Here is a 17,654-nt window from a genome sequence, read left to right as displayed (position 1 = left end):
CGATCCGTTAACGAACGGGGAGTATATTCACTGAAAGACAGATGAAAGTCATGAAACACAGAGCGTTTGAGAAAAAAATCGTCGGCTGCCTGCTGGCAGTCGTAGCATTGACGGCTTGTTCCGGCGGCGAATCGCTGCCCGAACTGGCTACAGTAACGGGAACCGTGAGCCTGGATGGCAATCCACTGCCGGCGGCCAATGTACTTTTCCAGCCCCAGCAGGGAAAAACGGCCTTCGCGATGACCGATGAAAACGGAAAATTCGAACTGATGTATAACCAGGATGTCACTGGAGCAACTCCTGGAAATTATACCGTCAAAATTTCGAAAGAAAAAAATCCGGAAGAACCCGGCAATGAACTGCTTCCGGCCAAATACAATGAGCAGACAACACTGACTGCCGATGTCAAAGCCGATCAGGAAAACGATTTTCAGTTTGATCTGAAAACCAAATAATCAGATTCGCGTTTCTATTTTTTACAGATCCGGATTCAACTCGTCAGAGTTGTTTCCGGATTTTGTAAAAGCCGGTGGTCGACTTCCAGGCCAGGGGGAGCACGCATAACCAGAGCAGATAATTCAGCGTGCCCGGCAGGAAGTAAACATCAATGGGAATCCATGCATAGACCATAAACCGGGGACGAACCAGCCAGCTGTAGGGAATGGCCAGCGAACTGCGAATCATCGCGAAGACCACGACCAGCGTATAAAACAGCAGATATAAGCCCCCGACCGTGGCATGGACCACATCAAAATGAATCAGTGTAATCGTCGTAAAAGCAACGACTAACTGGTCTGCTGTCGTATCGGTAAATGAACCGCGATTCCCCGCCGTTCCCATGAAACGGGCCAGGGGACCATCAATGCCGTCCAGCAGCACATGCAAAAACAGCAGTCCCAGCGCAACCAGCGGCGCTCCTTCCCAGCTTTGCCCAAAGGTAAAGCAGAACCCGATGCCACACAGCAGTGAGAGGCCGGTCAGCAGGTTCGGCGTGATCCCGGAGCGGACAAACAGCTTCAAAATCGGCAGAAAAAAACGATGCCGGCGTGCCTGGGACGCGTCCATCATCGATTGTTCACCGCTGGCATAGACGGAGACGCGAGGCTGGGGGACATTTTTTTGAGAAATCATCTCTGTGGGCTTCCTGACCAGGTCGACAACACCCCCCTCTGGATTCTGTTCGCGCGATTCGATTCCCGGTGTTTCAGGTCTCCTCGCCTTCTTCGAACAGTTGATCCAGAGCGCCGGATGCTTTGACCTCTTCAAAATTACGTCGAAATACTTTTTCAGATTCCGGATCCAACTGTGGAGGCTTGTTATGTTCCTGAATGTACTGGCTCATCTGCTCCAGTGTCGGATCCGCAAAGTAATGATCGCTCATGGCCAGGGACACAATCATTTCATCATCCGTCCGGGGCCGGGCCTGACATTGGTCGCAGGGCATGAACGAGCCAAATTTGATATGGCCGCATTGAAAGCAGACAGCTTTTGTCATGGAGGAGACCTCAGGGTTTCTCTGCTGAAAATTGAATTCAGGGAACGCGTTGGGATGCCAGGGGAGCGTCTAGTATAACAAAGTTCAGACAGAATTCTCCTGAGATTTATTAAGTTTCCTTTTTATATGGTCCGCGTTTGATATGATAGATTCGTTTGAAGCGCGCAGAGATTGATATTTTTTTAATTTAAATTGAGAGGGAACCATGGATCCGCACTCGTTTCAAAATCGGGGAAAACGTCTGATCGCAGCGGCTCTGCTGCTGACACTCATTTTCGTTCCTGCAGGACAGGGGCGGGCTGAGAAAAAGACGGAAACCAAACCGTTTCCCGTTGTTCTCCAGAAACGCGTTGCCGATGACGCGGGAAAATATCGTCCTGTCAAAGAAACCTTCTACTGGAAACCGGAAGAGACCGCGATCATCGTCTGTGACATGTGGGACGATCATACCTGTAAACAGGCCGCCAAACGGGTTGCCGAAATGGCGCCCGCGATGAACGAAACACTCAAAGCAGCCCGGGATAAGGGAGTCTTCATCATTCATGCTCCCAGCGGGCGCATGAATTTTTATGCCGATACCCCTCAGCGACAACGCGCCATCGACGCACCCTTTGCGCAGGCACCTCTGGATTTCAAATGGAAATACTGGAATGACGAAAAAGAAGGGCAGCCGCTCGACTTCGTCCGGGCAGGGGGCTGTGGTTGTAAAGTGCCCTGCAAAGGCTGGGTACCCGATGAAACCGGTCTGCGTCACTGGAAGGGAGAAAAAATTCCCTGGACCCGTCAGATCGCGACCATTGATATCGCTGACCAGGATGCCATCAGCGATAACGGCCAGGAAGTTTTTAATCTGCTCGAACAGCGGGGAATTAAGAATGTGGTTCTGATGGGAGTGCACACCAATCTGTGTGTCTGCGGCCGCCCCTTTGGATTAAGACAGATGGTCTACCAGGGAAAAAATGCGGTTCTCTGCCGGGATCTCACCGATTCGCTTTTCCAGCAGAATGATCCTCCCATCAGTCATTTCCGGGGAACCGAACTGGTCGTGGAACATATTGAGAAAAAAATCTGTCCGACGATTCCCTCGACCACGTTTACCGGCAAGTCGGAATTTCGCTTTGATGAAAATGCCACTCACTGATTTCGTTGATGAGACGGCGGAATCCTGACTGGCAACCTCCAGGCAGCGAAACGAATCGCGGCCCTCCTTCCTGATTTTTCTGGACAGTCTGCAAGATGCATACGCTTGATTATGGTGTTATTCTAGCCTACCTGCTGGTCTCCGTGGGCCTGGGGATCTATTTCGGTCGCAATCAGACCCGGCAGGAATTTTTTGCCGCCGGAAATTCGATGGGCTGGCTGCCCGTCGGTCTGAGTGTGATGGCGACGCTGTTTTCCGCCAATAGTTTCGTGATGTACCCCTCCATCGCATATGGCAGCGGTCTGCGGATCAGCCTGTTTCTGATTTCGATTTCACTGATGGCGCCGCTGGTGCTCTGGGTCTTCATTCCCATTTATGCCCGCCTCAAATGTCAGACCGCTTATGAGTACCTGGAACGCCGCTACCATGTGTCGGTCCGTTCCCTGGCCAGCGGACTCTTTATTTTTCTCAGAATCGGCTGGATGGCTTCCGCAACCTATGCCGCCTCGGTCGTCCTGGCCAACGTGATGCAGGTCGATCAGACCATGGTCATCGTCGTCCTCGGCATCGTCTCCATTTTTTATACGATGCTCGGCGGTCTGCGGGCTGTGATGTGGACCGACGTGATGCAGTTCTTCATTTTCAGTCTCACGATTCTGCTGACACTCGGCCTGATTTTAAGCCAGACCGAGGGGGGCGTCTCGGGTGTCATTTCGACTTACTTCGAGGGACGCAGCAATGTCCTGATCGATTTCACCCCTTCAATGACTCTGGAATACGGCAGTTGGGCGCTGCTCATCGGTCTGTTTCTGGAAGGGCTCTCCGCATTTGGTGCAGACCAGGTTGCCGTCCAGCGCTATATCGCTGCCCGTTCCGAACGGACGTCCCAGATCGGTTTCATGATCAACATTCTCGGCATGTGGACCGTGGTCCCCGGTCTGCTGGCCATCGGGATCGGCCTGTACTCGCACTACCAGCACTTCCCTGAAGAGATGGTTTCGGTGCTTGCCACCGAACTGAATGGACAACTGCCCGACTGGCGCACGGACGCCGCCCCTGGTGTGTCGGTCCCCGAATACTATCAGTCGTATCCCGAATATGTGGCCGAGGACATTCGGGCCCTGAATAAGCAGGACCAGGCACTGCCGCAATATGTCCGCCTGCATTTTCCTCCCGGGGTCATCGGTCTGTTTCTGGTAGCTTTGATGGCAGCCGTGATGTCGAGTATCGACTCGGGCATTCACTCTGTAACAACCGCGCTGATGGTTGATTTCCGCGATCGCCACATGCCACACTGGAAACCGGAGAACAATAAAATCGAAGTCCTGCAGGACCGGGCGCTGGTCGTCCTGATCGGAATTCTCTCGGTATTCCTCGCCTGTAATGTCGGTGAGATGGGAGACGTGTTTGCGATCGGCAAAAAAATGACTGCCGGTTTTGGGGGACCCTTACTGGCGGTCTTCGTGTTGGCCCTGTTTTTCAAGAATACGACGACCGCCGGCGTCTGGGTGGGAACCTTCGTGGGCGCGGTCATTACCATTGCCCTGATGTATCTTTACTCGGACTGGTTTTCGGTCTGGTACTGGCCCATCGGTTTTGGCTTGAGTCTGGTCATCGGCCTGGGTGTGAGCCTGGTCTCCAACCTGATTCACGGATCTCCTTCCAGCAGGGACTCGGAAGAGGAGCCGCTCACTTTTTGGAATGTTGTGCGAGGCCAACAGACGCTTTCTCAGGAATCCAGCGAGTAATCTGCCATGAAATTTATAGAAATGACTGCCGTCGAACTCAAGAACGTGCCCCGCGAAGACACACTGGTGGTGCTTCCGATCGCCGCCGTCGAACAGCACGGCCCCCACATGCCGACCGGCACCGATCACTTTATCTGCACCGCGGTCGCGGAAGCGGTAGAACAGAACCTGCCTGAATCGCTGCTGCTCCTGCCGACACAATGGCTGGGGGCCAGTCAGCATCATCTTCGCTGGGGCGCAACACTGACACCTCGCGTGGAAAATTACGAAACGCTGCTCTACGAGATTTGCGAGTCGGTACTGAATGACGGCTTCCAGCGCATTCTGATTCTCAACGGCCATGGCGGAAATATCGGACCGATGCAGACCGCTCTGCGTCGTCTCCAGGTTCATTACCCGAATTGCCAGTTACTCGCGGCTTCCTACTGGTCTATCGCCGAACAGGAAATTGCAGCGCTCATGGAAGGGGAATGCAAAACAGTCGGACATGCCTGCGAAGCGGAAACGTCGCTGATCATGCATCTGCGTCCCGAACTCGTGCATACGTCCAAAATTGAGAATTTCAGCGATTACGAACTAGACATGGTAGACGGCGTCTATCATTGTCGCGATATGTATCAGCGAACCAGCGCCGGGGCCACCGGCCGACCGGATCTGGCCACTCCGGAAAAGGGAGCCCAGATGTTTTCCGGAATCGTCGCGCGGGTGACTGAGGTAATCGCTTCCCTCACCGAGGTGCATTAACCGGGAATCTGTAAGCAGATTATATAACCTGATGGCTGACGTTCAGAACAGGTACGGGTGTAGAAAACGTTCCAGATCCCGCGCTGCCAACGCATGCGCTATGTCTGCTGCCGAGGGGGCAGCCTGTAGATAGGCTGCTGCCACTTCGTCGGTGAAATCACTGTTCCGCGTATATTTGAGCTCCAGCGATTTGTCCTGCACGACTGGCTCGAAATCGAAAATCTTGCCCGCCTGGAGATATTCAATCAGTCCGGTATGCGCGGCTTTGACGGCCTGCATGCCCAGTGGAAACGCTTCGATTTCCTGGGGCGCCGGCAGGGCATGAAACAGCATCGGTCCCGAGTCGAGCCCCTTGGACAGCATGTGAATCGTGGCGCCCACGTAATCGGGGTGCCCTTCCTGCAGTGCCCAGAAATTACAACTGCTGCCTCGGTAGTAAGGCGAAACACCCATGTGAATATTTAAAGCACGGTGATTGACCAGAAAATCGATCAGATCCCCTTTGATAAAACTACTGCCAAACACCACGTAATAATCGCTCTCCAGCGCCGGCTGCAGGGTGGACATTTCCAGGCGGTTCAGGTCGCCCAGTTTCATGGACAGCGATCGCACGTTGGCTGGTGAAAAACGGGGCAGTCCGAAAATCTCCTTCTCGGCGGCGATAACATGGCTGAAGTATTCCTGCATCACTTCGGAACGTCGGAAAAAGTCCGCCACCTGTCCCGGGAAAATCGTGTTGCATTCCTGGATGGCAAAGACTTCATCTGCAATCGAAGCCAGGCCGGCGATCAGCGAAAGGTGTCGGGGCTGGTTACTGGTGAAAACCGTGATTTTCATGCTGCCATCTTTTCCATGATATTGGCGTGATCTTCGCGGGGAAATTCAAGCTGCGAAATCTGTTGCTCAGCCATGTTCGAACGGAAACCGACTTTGATCTGCAGGTCCCTGAGAATCTTAAGTGTTTCTGCGTTGTAGGAATTACAGGGATGTGACACGGTGTCCGGCGCTACTCTCAGGATCCGGTTCAGTGTTTCAAAGTTCGTCTGGTACTCCACCCGCTGCCCATCCGCGTCCAGCGCCGACAGTGCGGTTGGATGCGTATGTGAGTGCAGTCCGATCACATGCTGCTGCGCGTGCAGGTCGATCACCTGTTGCTCATTCATCCACAGGTCGCTGGTGAATTCCGGCAGATCAATCTTCTCCGCCTGCATCATCAGATCCAGCACTTCAGTGTAAATATTCGGGCCCAGAACCTGGTCCCGTACAAAGCGAAACTGCCGATCAGGTTCGGTATAGAAGGGGAACTGCTTGAGATACTCTTCGGGAATAAATCCTTTGAGTGCCGTCGCGACTGCTGACTGGTAAGGTGACTCGCTAATGGTCTTGTAAAAACACCGATAGAAATCATTGATCGTTTCGAAACAGACCGTGCGGAATTTACGATAGATCTCCAGCTTTTCATTGCCGCCGGTAATCACAGATGAGTATACAAACCAGAAAGCCGTCAGGTTAAAATGCTGTAATACGGGCAAAGCGACTTCGTACTGGCAGAGCAGGGCATCATCAAACGTCAGGCAGGCTTCGTGATCATCCAGCGTACCCTGATTTGCTTTTTCCAGCCATTCACGTGCAGGCAGGATCCGATGTGACTGCTGGTAATATTCGATGATCTGAGCTAGTTCGTCGGCAGAGATTGCCCCCTGTCCCTGAATATGTTTTTCATTATGAAAATGATGAAACATGATGCCGTGTGGTCGGAGATCTGAAGTCTTCAAAGGTTTCCCATAATTCAATAATGAGTAGAATAAATATGACCGATATCAGGCAGCGTGGTGCTGCTGCCCCTCTGCAAGGGCTTGCGCGACAACGGCAGCGATCCGCACGTGGGACTGGCCATCGCAGTTCCAGGCAGCGCGTACTTTCGCACCGCGCTCGGCTTCCCGCTCCGGAGCTTCCTTTTTCCAGCGGGACAATGCTTCGATTGCCTCTGGCACGGAGATCGAAAACGTTCCCCAGCCAAACAGGTGTAAAGGGATTCCGTGCGTCGGGTAATCGTGGTTCGAATGCACCAGCGCGACCTGTTTACCCAACAGCGCCGCCTCCACTGATACCGTTGACTTGTGAGTGATCAGAGCATCGCAGGCAGTCAGTGCCTCTGACAATGGTGTGTTTTCATTCAGGAATGCGATCTCCGGCCCCAGTCTCTGAATCACATTCTGCGCGAGGACCGCGTCACTATTGGGATGCGGGCGAACGACTACTTTCCAGTGCGGACGCCTGGGAAGCAATTGTTCCAGGCACTGGACGATCAACTCTTCGTGCTGATCCCAGTGGGGTTTCATCCCATACAGCACCAGCAGGTCACCTGGCTGCACGCCATGCCGACTCCGCCAGTCAGCGGACAGGTCTGCGCCGCCGATCAGTTCGTGGATCCAGTCAAAATTCGGGTTACCGGATACTGTGAGTGCTTCGGGTTTTAATCCCCGGTCTACGAGAATCGAAGTCGCCTGATGAAAAGGGACGCAGACCCGGTCTGCTGGAATATCGTTATAAGGTTGCAGGCCGAACAGGTCGAGCACACCGACCGAAGGAATGCCCCGTTCAGCGGCAACTCGGATCGAGGCCAGTTCGGCACGAGGTGAATTTGTCGTCAGCAGCACATCCGGTTGAACCAGATCAAATAGTCGTCGCACAGGTCCCAGGGGGAGGAAGGCCTGTCTCCCTTGCTCGTTAAAAGCCTGTGCCGCTCCTCCCGCTCCATGCTGATCTTCCAGGTCAGCATAAGAGAGTCCGAGGTAAGCAATCGATTCTTCCAGGGAATTGACCTTGCTCCCCTGGTGCATCTCTGTTGCCAGTCGGGTGCCGTGTTCCTGTGCTCGGGTATCTTCCTCACGGATCAGGTCTCGAAAGCCCAGAGGTTCAAAACCGGCTTTGCGCAACGATGCCGCGGCCGTGGTCAGGCCTGCGATCTTCACGTCGAAGCCCTGTGCTTCCAGCAGTTTGAGCACCGGGATCAGCATCAGCACATGACCGCCTCCATAGCAGACGGCCAAGATCCGTTTTCGTTGAGGAGGGGAGAGATTCATGGTTCATTCTGTCGCGAGAAGAGATCAGTCAGGTTGGCAGACAATGGATACCGGAACAGGCCCGGATTAACTGAGAAATAGCGATTTTTGTCAAGACGAGATCAGGGATGCGTGTGTTCAAAATCAGGAATGAGACGGATTTACGGGGAGCCCAAATGGGGAGCTTATACTGTGCGGATGAATATTTTCAAGGGAAGCATTCTACCTGGTACATTTACTTCTCATGAAAAATGCCTGATATCTTCGATAATCAGTCCGATATTCGCTTATTAGTGGAAAATTGATCTTTCGCTGAAACGCCACAATATCGAAAATACCTGACTATCATTTTTACAGGGAAGTATGTAGTCAGTAGCAGCAGACGAAAGGATTCGTAATGTGTGGGATTATCGGTGGGTATGATCGTGAGCGACGCCCATTCGGAACTGCATTAGCGGAACAGGCATGTGAACGGATGCGGCACCGCGGCCCCGATGATCGGGGCTGGTTCGAAGCAGAGGGCATGCTCGTCGGCAATCAGCGCCTCTCGATCCTCGATCTCGCGGGCGGACACCAGCCCATGTTTTCCGACGACCGGCAGATCGTCGTCGTGCAGAATGGCGAGATCTATAATTTCAAAGAGCTGGCCCAGGGACTGAACTGCAAAACCACCTGCGATACCGAAGTCATTCTGCGCCTCTACGAACGGGACGGGGAAGCTTTCGTCAAACAGCTGAACGGCATGTTCTCGATTGCCATCCTCGATCTCCGCAAACAGACCCTGTTGCTCTACCGGGACCGCATCGGGCAGAAACCACTCTATTTATATGACGATGGCAAGCGACTGATGTTTGCCTCGGAAATCAAATCCCTGTTTGCGATGGGCGTTAAAGCCGAGATGAACTGGGAAGGTTTCGATGCCTACCTGACCTACAATTTCGTGCCGCCGCCGATCACACTCTACCAGAACATCACCCACCTCATGCCTGGGCAGATGCTCAAGATCAGCCCGCAGGGAACCGAACAGAGTTGCTGGTGGAACCTGGCTGACAGCCCCGTTGAGTGTCGCACGGAAGAATCGTGGTGCGAAGAAATTATTGAAACCTTACGGTCGGCGGTACAGATTCGCCTGCGGGCCGATGTGCCTCTCGGTGCATTTCTCTCGGGCGGCATCGACAGCTCTTCAGTCGTCTCGTTAATGAGTCGCGAACTGCCTCACCCCGTACAGACTTTCTGTATCGGCTTTAACGATCCCCGTTTTGATGAATCCGTTTATGCTAGAGAAGTCGCAGAACTCTGCGGTACCAGTCATACCTGTGAAGTGTTGAACCCCAACCTGACCGCCAGCTGGCCGTTGACCGTCTATCATAATGACCAGCCGCACGGCGATGTCTCCTTTATGCCGACACACCGCGTCAGTTCACTCGCCCGCCGGTCGGTTAAAGTGGTTTTGACCGGAGATGGCAGCGATGAATTGTTCGCCGGTTACGACGTGCATCGCAATTTCTTTTCAGGACAGGATCTCACACTTCCTCGCGAACAGATCGAAAATGCGTATATCAGTGCGATCAGCCTGTTTCGACCTTCAGAAAAACGGTCTCTGTATACCAGTGAAACAAGTCAGAAGCTCGCCTCCGCCGATGCCTCACAGTACGCCCGCACGCATCTGGCCGAGTTCCGTCATCTGGATCCCATCAGCCAGGCACTGGCCCTCGATACCAAACTGCTGCTGCCCGGAAACAACCTGGTTAAACCCGACAAAATGGCGATGGCGGTCTCGCTCGAACCGCGGGCACCATACCTCGATTATCGGATGGTCAACCTCGCCTTCCGGATTCCCGGTGCCTTGAAGCTCCGCAACGGAATAACCAAATCAATCCTGAAAAAAGCCTGCGAAAAAATACTGCCCCAGAGCATTATTTACCGTAAAAAACAGATGTTTACAGTTCCCATCGGCGAATGGTTTAAACGGGAACTGGCCCCCTTTGTGAATGAAGTTCTGCTCTCGCCACGTTCGCTGGAGCGGGGAATCTTTCAGCCGGATCGCGTCGGCGAAATGATCCGCGATCACCAGTCGGGGCGGATGAATCACACGCGCACGCTGCGGGCGCTGCTCGCGTTCGAAATCTGGCAGCGCACCTTTATTGATACCATGTTCGATCATGCACCAACGTATGCAGAACTGGGTATCCAGAGTTCGGTCGAGCTGGAGGCGGTACCCAAACAGGCCGCTTGATTTTCGTATATAAACAACATTATTTCGGAACAGGTCAGACTCATGGATGAGCAACGCCTATCACAATCAACGAGTCACTCTGCTGCCCGCCAGTCAGGAGGTCCTCACTTTGATCCCCGAAACATGCCTGCAGAACCGACCGTGGTTTCTCACGAGGTTCACACGGGTTATTTCTGGAAACGCCCCGCAGATTTCATGCTGAGTGGCCTGGCCCTGGTGGCATTGGCCCCGCTGTTTCTGGTGATCTCTTTGCTGATTAAACTCACTTCTCCCGGTCCGGTCTTTTTCCGTCAGCAGCGACTGGGACTCAATGAACGACCATTCTCGATTTTCAAGTTTCGCTCGATGCGTGCCGGCTCTGATAGGACGGGAGCCCAGTTTACCTCTGCCAACGATGCCCGTGTGACGGGGATCGGTAAGCTGATTCGCAAAACCAGCCTCGACGAACTGCCTCAATTAATCAATATCTTTCGCGGGGAGATGAGCCTCATCGGCCCGCGTCCTTATATCGGATTTGAACTGGAAAACGCCACACCTGATGAACGCCGCAAACGGGCCAGTGTCCGTCCCGGAGTCTCAGGGCTGGCGCAGGTCTCCGGGCGCAGCAGCCTGTCTCAACAGACGGTCATTAATTATGACCTGCAATACGTGGAGCAGTGCAGCCTCAAGTTTGATATTCAGATCCTGATCCAGACGATTCGCAAAGTGATTCGCTGTGAAGGAACTAATTGAGACTCGTAAAACGTTGATTACTGAGAAGAGCAGGATGCCGAGAGGAAGTTATCTGCTGTTCAGGCGTGGAAAATTAGTATCGCATGGAAATTACATTCCTGCTATTGATGTGCCTGAACTGCTGCAGACTATTACCTCTCTGGACTTCTGGTGTGATTGTTCCTGATACGAAATTAATAGAAGCAGTCTGACGGAATCTGAAATTATGCATATTTTTGAGGGTCTTCCAAGCCAGTTGGACTCCAGTCCTGTGATGCAGCTGAAGCGCTCTACGTTCCAGGAGCTCTCATTTCGCACCGGGCTCTGGTTCGCGCTGGGCGTCGGCTTTGCGATTCCGATCTCTACCAGTCTGACCTCAGCGTTCAGCGTGGGAGTTTTAATCTGCTGGTTTCTTTCGGGACAGTATCGGGTAACCTTCCATCTGCTCCGAACATACCGGGTCGCCACGGTTTCACTGATCCTGTTCTGCACCCTGGCGGCAGGTTTGCTCTACACGCCCCAGACCCTCTCGCTGGCTACCAGGAACCTGTTTAAATACCGACAGTTTCTGATGATTCCCATCTACCTTTCCTTCTTTCTCGACAGTCGAGTACGCCTGCGCGGCATTCGCATGTTTGAGTTGGCCCTGCTGCTGACACTGGCCGTCTCCATGTTCTGCTGGATGTTCGGCATCGAATGGGATGTCCCTTCGCACGATCATGCGATCTTCAAAAACCGGATCACCCAGAACATTTTAATGTCCTTTCTGGTCTATCTGTCTGCCTGGCGATTTCTGGAGAAACCTCGCAAAAACTGGTTCTGGGGCGCTATCCTGCTGATCGCGACCGTAAATGTTCTGTTAATCGTACCAGGCCGTTCGGGCTATCTGGCGGTCGGCGTGCTGATTGGCGTATTGATGTATCAGAAGCTGGGATACAAGGGGATTCTTCCCGCGGGCGCCTGCGTACTGGTCATTGGCATGATCTGTTATCAGTCTTCGGACCGCTTTCAGAGACGCATCGATCTGGTGATTTCCGAGATCAGAAATTACCACCAGACACAGGATCATGCCAGTGGCGTTAACCTGCGGATAGAGTTCCTGTTAAATGGCCTCGAACTCGCGCAGTCCAGCCCGATCTTTGGTTCCGGGACGGGGAGTTTCGCTATGCGTTACGACCAGTTGATGGTGCAGAAGGGGCAGATGGTGACAGCGAACCCGCACAATGAGTATGTGATGCTGCTGGTCCAGAATGGAGCGATAGGAGTCGGTTTGTTCCTGCTGTTGTTCTGGTTCTGCTGGCGTTCTACCCGAGGCATCTCCGGGCTGGAACCAGCGTTCGCTCAGGCGGTTGTGGGAGTGTACATGATTGTCTGTCTGGTAAATTCGCTGATGCTGGATACCACCGAGGGAGGGCTGTTCGGTTATCTGATGGGCCTGACCTGTGCAGCCGGGGTCTCCGCGACAGGAGCCAGCCTGGGTTCGCCATACGTTGAAACAGATGCCGAAGCCCCGGACAGTCAGGCTGAAAACCTGCAAAATGCGGCCTGATTCCCGGTAAAACCCATCTACGTGACTCACGTCTCAAGCCGGGATCGTTTCCACCTTTACACAAAAAACAGGTTGAAATATGATCCCCGCGCAATGAATTCGCAGGAATTTTCAGATTGTCAGAGCCGTGGAATGGATGCAAAATACCGCGACTGCTCTGACTTGAAGCGCTAATCAGGAAGGGGGGCCAGGGATGGCCGGTGCAGTTGGCTTAATCACGGCTCGAGGGGGCTCCAAGGGAGTCCCCCACAAAAATATCAAGGAACTGGCAGGCAAGCCATTGATCGCCTGGACGATCGAGGCGGCGCTGGCCAGTCGGGAGCTGGATCGGGTTGTGGTCTCGACAGATGATAAAGAGATCGCCTCCATCGCGCGGCAGTATGGAGCCGAAGTTCCGTTTCTGCGACCGCTCAGACTGGCTCTCGATGATTCCAGCCACGCCGATGTGGTCTTGCATGCGATTGACTGGCTCGAAGAGCACGACCAGTTCGTCGCGGAATATGTGGTCATGCTGCAGCCGACGTCTCCCTTTCGCATCGCAGCCGACATTGACGGGGCACTCGACTTCGCCCGGCAGAAAAATGCAAAATCCGTAATTGGAATGATGCACGCTCCCAGTCACCCGATCTGTATGCGGGGGATGACTGAGGACGGACTGCTGGTCGAACTGACCGAACAACGGGACGAGTCACAGCTCCGCAGGCAGTTGCTGGAAGACGTCTATGCATTTAATGGCGCGGTCTACGTCATCCAGACGGAAGCGTTTCGTGAATCAAAAACCTTTCGGCCGGAAGGTGAGACCTACGGTTACCTGATGCCGACCGAACGATCGTGGGAAATTGATACGGAGTGGGAATTCCTCGTCGCCAGCCTGTTGATGAAAAATCAGCTGCAGGTGGCACCCCGGTCTAAAGCGGCCTGAATTCTGTTCTCCTCGCTGTTGCTTTTTTATGAATTGTGCGAGTCATGCGCGAAACGATTCCGTTATCGGTACCGAGCCTCACCGGCAATGAATGGAACTACCTGAAAGACTGCCTGGACACAGGCTGGGTCTCTTCAGTCGGCTCCTATGTGGATCGTTTCGAACAGTCGGTCAGTGAGTACGTCGGAACGCAGTTCGGCGTCGCCACGGTGAATGGCACGGCGGCCCTGCATCTGTCACTGCTGGCATGTGGCGTTCAACGCGGTGATGAAGTGCTGGCCCCCAGCTTCACTTTTATCGCACCCGTCAATGCCATTCATTACTGTGGGGCCGAGCCGGTTTTTATTGGGTCGGATCCCGCCACCTTCAATCTCGATCCCGAAAAAGTGCGGCAATTCCTGACTGAAGAATGTACTCGCGAGGCAGACGTTGTTTTGAACCGTCGTACCGGTCGCAGAGTCAGTGCGATTCTACCGGTGCACATTTTCGGTCATCCGGTCGACATGGGCCCGCTGAATGCAATTGCAGCGGAGTTTCAACTGCCTGTCATTGAAGACGCCTCCGAAAGCCTGGGATCAGACTATCGCGAACGCAGAACGGGCGGACTCGCGAAGGTCGGCTGTTTTTCTTTTAACGGCAACAAAATTATTACCTGTGGCGGGGGAGGGATGGTCACTACCAGCGATGAAGCACTCGCCAGTCACATTCGGCACTTGAGTACCCAGGCCAACCGCAGGCCCTTTGAATACGAACACGATGAAGTCGGTTTCAATTATCGCCTCACCAATATTCAGGCGGCACTCGGAGTTGCCCAGTTGGAGCAGCTCGATGGCTTTCTGGATGTCAAACGTCGTAACGCCTGTCTCTACCGTGAACTGCTGGCAGAAATTCCCCAGGCGGAACTGGCCTGGGAAGAGACCTGGGCGCGAAGCAACTTCTGGCTTTGTGCGCTGCTCGTGCCTCCCGCGGATCGAGGGCCGCTGATGGAGTTTTTACTCGAACGTCAGGTGCAGGTCCGGCCAGCCTGGAAGCTGATGCATACCCTGTCCATGTATCAGCATTGTCAGACATACCAGCTGGAAGAGACCGAAGCGGCCTACGCCCGCTGCATCTCGATTCCCTCCAGTGTGCAGCTTAGCGAAGCCGACATTCGGTATGTCGTAGAATGCATCAAAGCTTATTTCGAGTCGTCATGAACCAGAACCGCACACCACTCATTCTGCTTGGAGGTGGAGGACATGCCAGGGTCCTCATCGATCTCCTTCTGGAATGGGACAACTATATGCCGGCAGGTATTCTGGATCCGGAACTCGCGGTGGGAAGTCAGGTCAAGGGAGTCCCGGTGCTGGGAACCGACGAGGAACTTCGTGCTCAGCAAGAGCAGGGGATCCAGCATGCCGTCGTGGCGGTCGGCAGCACCCGCTCGACCAACTTGCGGCGGAAGCTGTACGGTCAACTCCGCGAACTCGGATTCGAACAACCACCGCTGGTTCATTCCAGTGCGATTCTCTCACCGTCTGTGATTTTAGACGAGGGAGCGCAGGTGATGGCCGGTGCGATAATTCAAACAGAGACCCGGATTGGAGCCGGGGCCGTGGTCAATACGGGAGCCCGCATCGATCACGATTGTGAAATCAAACAACATGCGTTTCTCGCCCCGGGCGTCATCCTCAGTGGTGGCGTCACTGTCGGCGAGAATGCATTCCTGGGAGCCGGTGCCGTGGTAATTCAGGGCACGCACATCGGTAACAATGCGGTCATCGCCGCAGGAGCCGTCGTGGTCCGGGATGTTGAGGATGGAGCCTTAGTAAAAGGAGTACCCGCGAAATGAGCGTATTCATCATCGCCGAAGCAGGCGTAAACCATAATGGCAGTGTCGAAATCGCGAAGAAAATGATCGATGCCGCTGTGCAGGCCGGCGCCGATGCAATCAAATTCCAGACTTTCAAAACGGAAAAGCTGGTCTGCAAATCAACGCCCCAGGCTGAATACCAGATGAAAAACAGCCTGAATGGGGAATCAGAGACCCAGTTTACCCTGCTCAAAAAACTGGAGATCAATCAGGAGACGCACCGCGAACTGTACGATTACTGCGAGCAGTCCGGCATCGTTTTCATTTCGACCCCCTTCGATCTGGACAGCATCGATCTGCTGAAATCGCTGGGACTGCAGTTGATCAAGGTCCCTTCAGGCGAGATCACGAATTATCCCTACCTGAAAAAAGTCGCCCAGACTTTTAACCAGGTGGTCCTCTCAACCGGCATGGCCGATCTGGGAGAGATTGAAGACGCTCTCAATATTCTGATCAACAACGGTGTCTCCCGTGAAAACATTACCGTACTGCACTGCAATACCGAGTATCCGACTCCCATTCAGGATGTTAACCTGCGGGCAATGCTCACCATCCGCGATGCCTTTGGTGTGAAAGTTGGTTATTCGGATCATACACTGGGCATCGAAGTCTCGATTGCCGCAACGGCCCTCGGTGCCACCGTGATTGAGAAACACTTCACGCTCGATAAAAACATGGAAGGCCCGGATCATGCCGCGTCTTTGGAACCGGACGAACTGCTGATGCTCGTACGCGGTATCCGGAATACGGAAAAATCGCTGGGCAGTCCGCTCAAACGACCTTCCGCCTCTGAGTCCAAGAATAAACCTGTAGTCCGTAAAAGTATCGTCGCTGCCGGGGATATCAAGCAGGGAGACGTGTTCACAGAAGAGAACCTCTGCGTGAAACGACCGGGAACCGGGATCAGTCCGATGCAGTGGGATCAGGTCATCAACCAGGTGGCCCGGCGAGATTATGTCGAAGACGAAATCATTGAGTTATGAGTAACCGTGTCTGCGTTGTCACCGGATCACGGGCCGAATACGGTCTGTTAAGCCCTCTGCTGGAAGCGCTGCGCGCTGATGAGAGTTTCGAGTTGCAACTGCTGGTGACCGGATCGCATCTGTCTCCCGAATTCGGACTGACCTATCGCGAGATCGAAGCAGACGGTTATACGATCGACGAAAAAGTCGAAGTTGTGCTCAGTTCCGATACCCCGGTCGGCATCTGTAAATCGATGGGCCTGGGACTGATCAGTTTTGCGGAAGCATATACCCGCCTGACTCCCGATCTGATTCTGGTGCTCGGTGATCGTTATGAAATATTCAGCGCGGTCTCAGCTGCACACATCAGTCGTATTCCCGTCGCTCATCTGCACGGAGGAGAAGTGACCGAGGGAGCTTTTGACGACGCGCTGCGGCATTCGATCACCAAGATGAGCCAACTGCATTTCACCTCCACGGACGCCTACCGTCAGCGGGTGATTCAACTGGGAGAAGCCCCCGAGAGGGTCTTCAATGTGGGGGCGATCGGATTGGATAACCTGCGTCGACTCCCTTTGCTCTCACGCGAAGATCTGGAGCAGCAGCTGGGGTTTAAGTTTAATACTCATAATCTGTTATGCACATTTCACCCCGTGACCCTGGAGCACAATTCGTCTGAGCAGCAGATCCAGAGCCTGTTAAACGTGCTGGAGCAGCAGGTGGATACAAGCGTCATTTTCACAAAAACAAATGCGGACACCGATGGGCGGATCATCAATCAGATGATCGATGATTTTGCAGCGAAAAACCCGGAACGGTTCCATTCCTATGTTAGTCTGGGGCAACTACGTTATTTGTCGATGATGCAGTTTGTGGATGCGGTCGTGGGGAATTCGTCGAGCGGCATCATCGAGGCACCTGGATTTCGAATCGGTACGATTAACATTGGCAACCGTCAGACAGGGCGGATCAAATCGGAACTGGTCATCGATTGTGAGCCCACGGAAACAGGTATAGCGTCGGCTTTTAAAACATTGTATTCTTCCGACTTCCAGAAGCGGCGTTCGCAGGCAAGGAACCCTTATGGAGCAGGGAAGACGACGTCGCAAATTATCAGTATTCTCAAGGAGCATTTTCCCCGTCGGACGACTCAGAAATCCTTTTATGATCTGGATTAAGCCCGACATCGAGAAGCTGGAATCAATCAGGGAGATGGAATCCCTGTTCGG

The 17,654-nt window shown here is 53.6% G+C and carries 17 protein-coding genes; 12 read left to right on the top strand and 5 right to left on the bottom strand.

The window, feature by feature from the left end; translation table 11 throughout:
- Positions 1-50: 50 nt before the first annotated feature.
- Positions 51-455, top strand: a complete 405-nt coding sequence (locus F1728_RS06285) for a carboxypeptidase-like regulatory domain-containing protein (protein WP_155363383.1) — start codon at positions 51-53, stop codon at positions 453-455.
- Positions 456-498: 43 nt separating this feature from the next.
- Here F1728_RS06285 and F1728_RS06280 read toward each other — a convergent pair whose 3' ends face one another.
- Together F1728_RS06280 and F1728_RS06275 are read right to left on the bottom strand one after the other, a co-directional pair.
- Positions 499-1,131: a CDP-alcohol phosphatidyltransferase family protein gene (locus tag F1728_RS06280; protein ID WP_155363382.1), complete on the bottom strand. Its 633-nt coding sequence runs from the start codon at positions 1,129-1,131 to the stop codon at positions 499-501.
- A 73-nt stretch (positions 1,132-1,204) separates the two neighbouring features.
- A complete protein-coding gene (locus tag F1728_RS06275; RefSeq protein WP_155363381.1) occupies positions 1,205-1,495 on the bottom strand; it encodes a hypothetical protein in 291 nt (96 codons plus the stop codon).
- A 205-nt stretch (positions 1,496-1,700) separates the two neighbouring features.
- Between F1728_RS06275 and F1728_RS06270 the strand changes: the two genes are divergently transcribed.
- The 3 genes from F1728_RS06270 to F1728_RS06260 all read left to right on the top strand — a co-directional run bounded on the left by F1728_RS06270 (position 1,701) and on the right by F1728_RS06260 (position 5,128).
- Positions 1,701-2,636 (top strand): hypothetical protein, encoded by a 936-nt coding sequence (locus F1728_RS06270; RefSeq protein ID WP_228030530.1) that lies wholly within the window; start codon positions 1,701-1,703, stop codon positions 2,634-2,636.
- A gap of 95 nt (positions 2,637-2,731) precedes the next feature.
- Entirely contained in the window at positions 2,732-4,384 is a 1,653-nt protein-coding gene (locus tag F1728_RS06265) for a sodium:solute symporter family transporter (RefSeq protein WP_155363380.1), read from the top strand.
- A 6-nt stretch (positions 4,385-4,390) separates the two neighbouring features.
- Complete coding sequence (locus tag F1728_RS06260; RefSeq protein ID WP_155363379.1) at positions 4,391-5,128, top strand: creatininase family protein; 738 nt, start codon at positions 4,391-4,393, stop codon at positions 5,126-5,128.
- Positions 5,129-5,170: 42 nt separating this feature from the next.
- On the opposite strand, the gene F1728_RS06255 is transcribed toward F1728_RS06260, so the two are convergent.
- The 3 genes from F1728_RS06255 to F1728_RS06245 are packed head-to-tail and all read right to left on the bottom strand — an operon-like array spanning position 5,171 to position 8,214.
- Positions 5,171-5,965: a formyltransferase family protein gene (locus F1728_RS06255; protein WP_155363378.1), complete on the bottom strand. Its 795-nt coding sequence runs from the start codon at positions 5,963-5,965 to the stop codon at positions 5,171-5,173.
- Positions 5,962-6,903 carry a polysaccharide deacetylase family protein gene (locus tag F1728_RS06250; protein ID WP_155363377.1) on the bottom strand — a complete coding sequence of 314 codons (942 nt, stop codon included), beginning with the start codon at positions 6,901-6,903 and terminating at the stop codon, positions 5,962-5,964. Before F1728_RS06250 ends, F1728_RS06255 begins: the two co-directional genes overlap by 4 nt.
- A gap of 45 nt (positions 6,904-6,948) precedes the next feature.
- Positions 6,949-8,214 carry a hypothetical protein gene (locus tag F1728_RS06245; RefSeq protein ID WP_155363376.1) on the bottom strand — a complete coding sequence of 422 codons (1,266 nt, stop codon included), beginning with the start codon at positions 8,212-8,214 and terminating at the stop codon, positions 6,949-6,951.
- 376 nt (positions 8,215-8,590) lie between these two features.
- Between F1728_RS06245 and asnB the strand changes: the two genes are divergently transcribed.
- The 8 genes from asnB (at position 8,591) to neuC (ending at position 17,603) form a co-directional block, all read left to right on the top strand.
- Positions 8,591-10,429 (top strand): asparagine synthase (glutamine-hydrolyzing), encoded by a 1,839-nt coding sequence (gene asnB, locus F1728_RS06240; protein WP_155363375.1) that lies wholly within the window; start codon positions 8,591-8,593, stop codon positions 10,427-10,429.
- A gap of 42 nt (positions 10,430-10,471) precedes the next feature.
- Positions 10,472-11,161 carry a sugar transferase gene (locus F1728_RS06235; protein WP_228030529.1) on the top strand — a complete coding sequence of 230 codons (690 nt, stop codon included), beginning with the start codon at positions 10,472-10,474 and terminating at the stop codon, positions 11,159-11,161.
- Between the two features lie 205 nt (positions 11,162-11,366).
- On the top strand, positions 11,367-12,689 hold the full coding sequence (locus F1728_RS06230; RefSeq protein WP_155363374.1) for an O-antigen ligase family protein: 1,323 nt from the start codon (positions 11,367-11,369) through the stop codon (positions 12,687-12,689).
- Between the two features lie 193 nt (positions 12,690-12,882).
- A complete protein-coding gene (locus F1728_RS06225) occupies positions 12,883-13,611 on the top strand; it encodes an acylneuraminate cytidylyltransferase family protein (RefSeq protein ID WP_155363373.1) in 729 nt (242 codons plus the stop codon).
- 44 nt (positions 13,612-13,655) lie between these two features.
- A complete protein-coding gene (locus tag F1728_RS06220) occupies positions 13,656-14,807 on the top strand; it encodes a LegC family aminotransferase (protein WP_155363372.1) in 1,152 nt (383 codons plus the stop codon).
- A complete protein-coding gene (locus tag F1728_RS06215; RefSeq protein WP_194242704.1) occupies positions 14,804-15,442 on the top strand; it encodes an acetyltransferase in 639 nt (212 codons plus the stop codon). The genes F1728_RS06220 and F1728_RS06215 overlap by 4 nt, the downstream gene beginning before the upstream one ends.
- Positions 15,439-16,446 carry an N-acetylneuraminate synthase gene (neuB, locus tag F1728_RS06210; RefSeq protein WP_155363370.1) on the top strand — a complete coding sequence of 336 codons (1,008 nt, stop codon included), beginning with the start codon at positions 15,439-15,441 and terminating at the stop codon, positions 16,444-16,446. Before F1728_RS06215 ends, neuB begins: the two co-directional genes overlap by 4 nt.
- On the top strand, positions 16,443-17,603 hold the full coding sequence (gene neuC, locus F1728_RS06205; protein WP_155363369.1) for a UDP-N-acetylglucosamine 2-epimerase: 1,161 nt from the start codon (positions 16,443-16,445) through the stop codon (positions 17,601-17,603). The genes neuB and neuC overlap by 4 nt, the downstream gene beginning before the upstream one ends.
- The last annotated feature ends 51 nt before the right edge of the window (positions 17,604-17,654 follow it).

Origin of the sequence: Gimesia benthica (assembly GCF_009720525.1) — a bacterium.
Lineage (GTDB): Bacteria > Planctomycetota > Planctomycetia > Planctomycetales > Planctomycetaceae > Gimesia > Gimesia benthica.
Note: the sequence above shows the minus strand (reverse complement) of the source record. Positions and strands in the feature narration are given on the sequence as shown.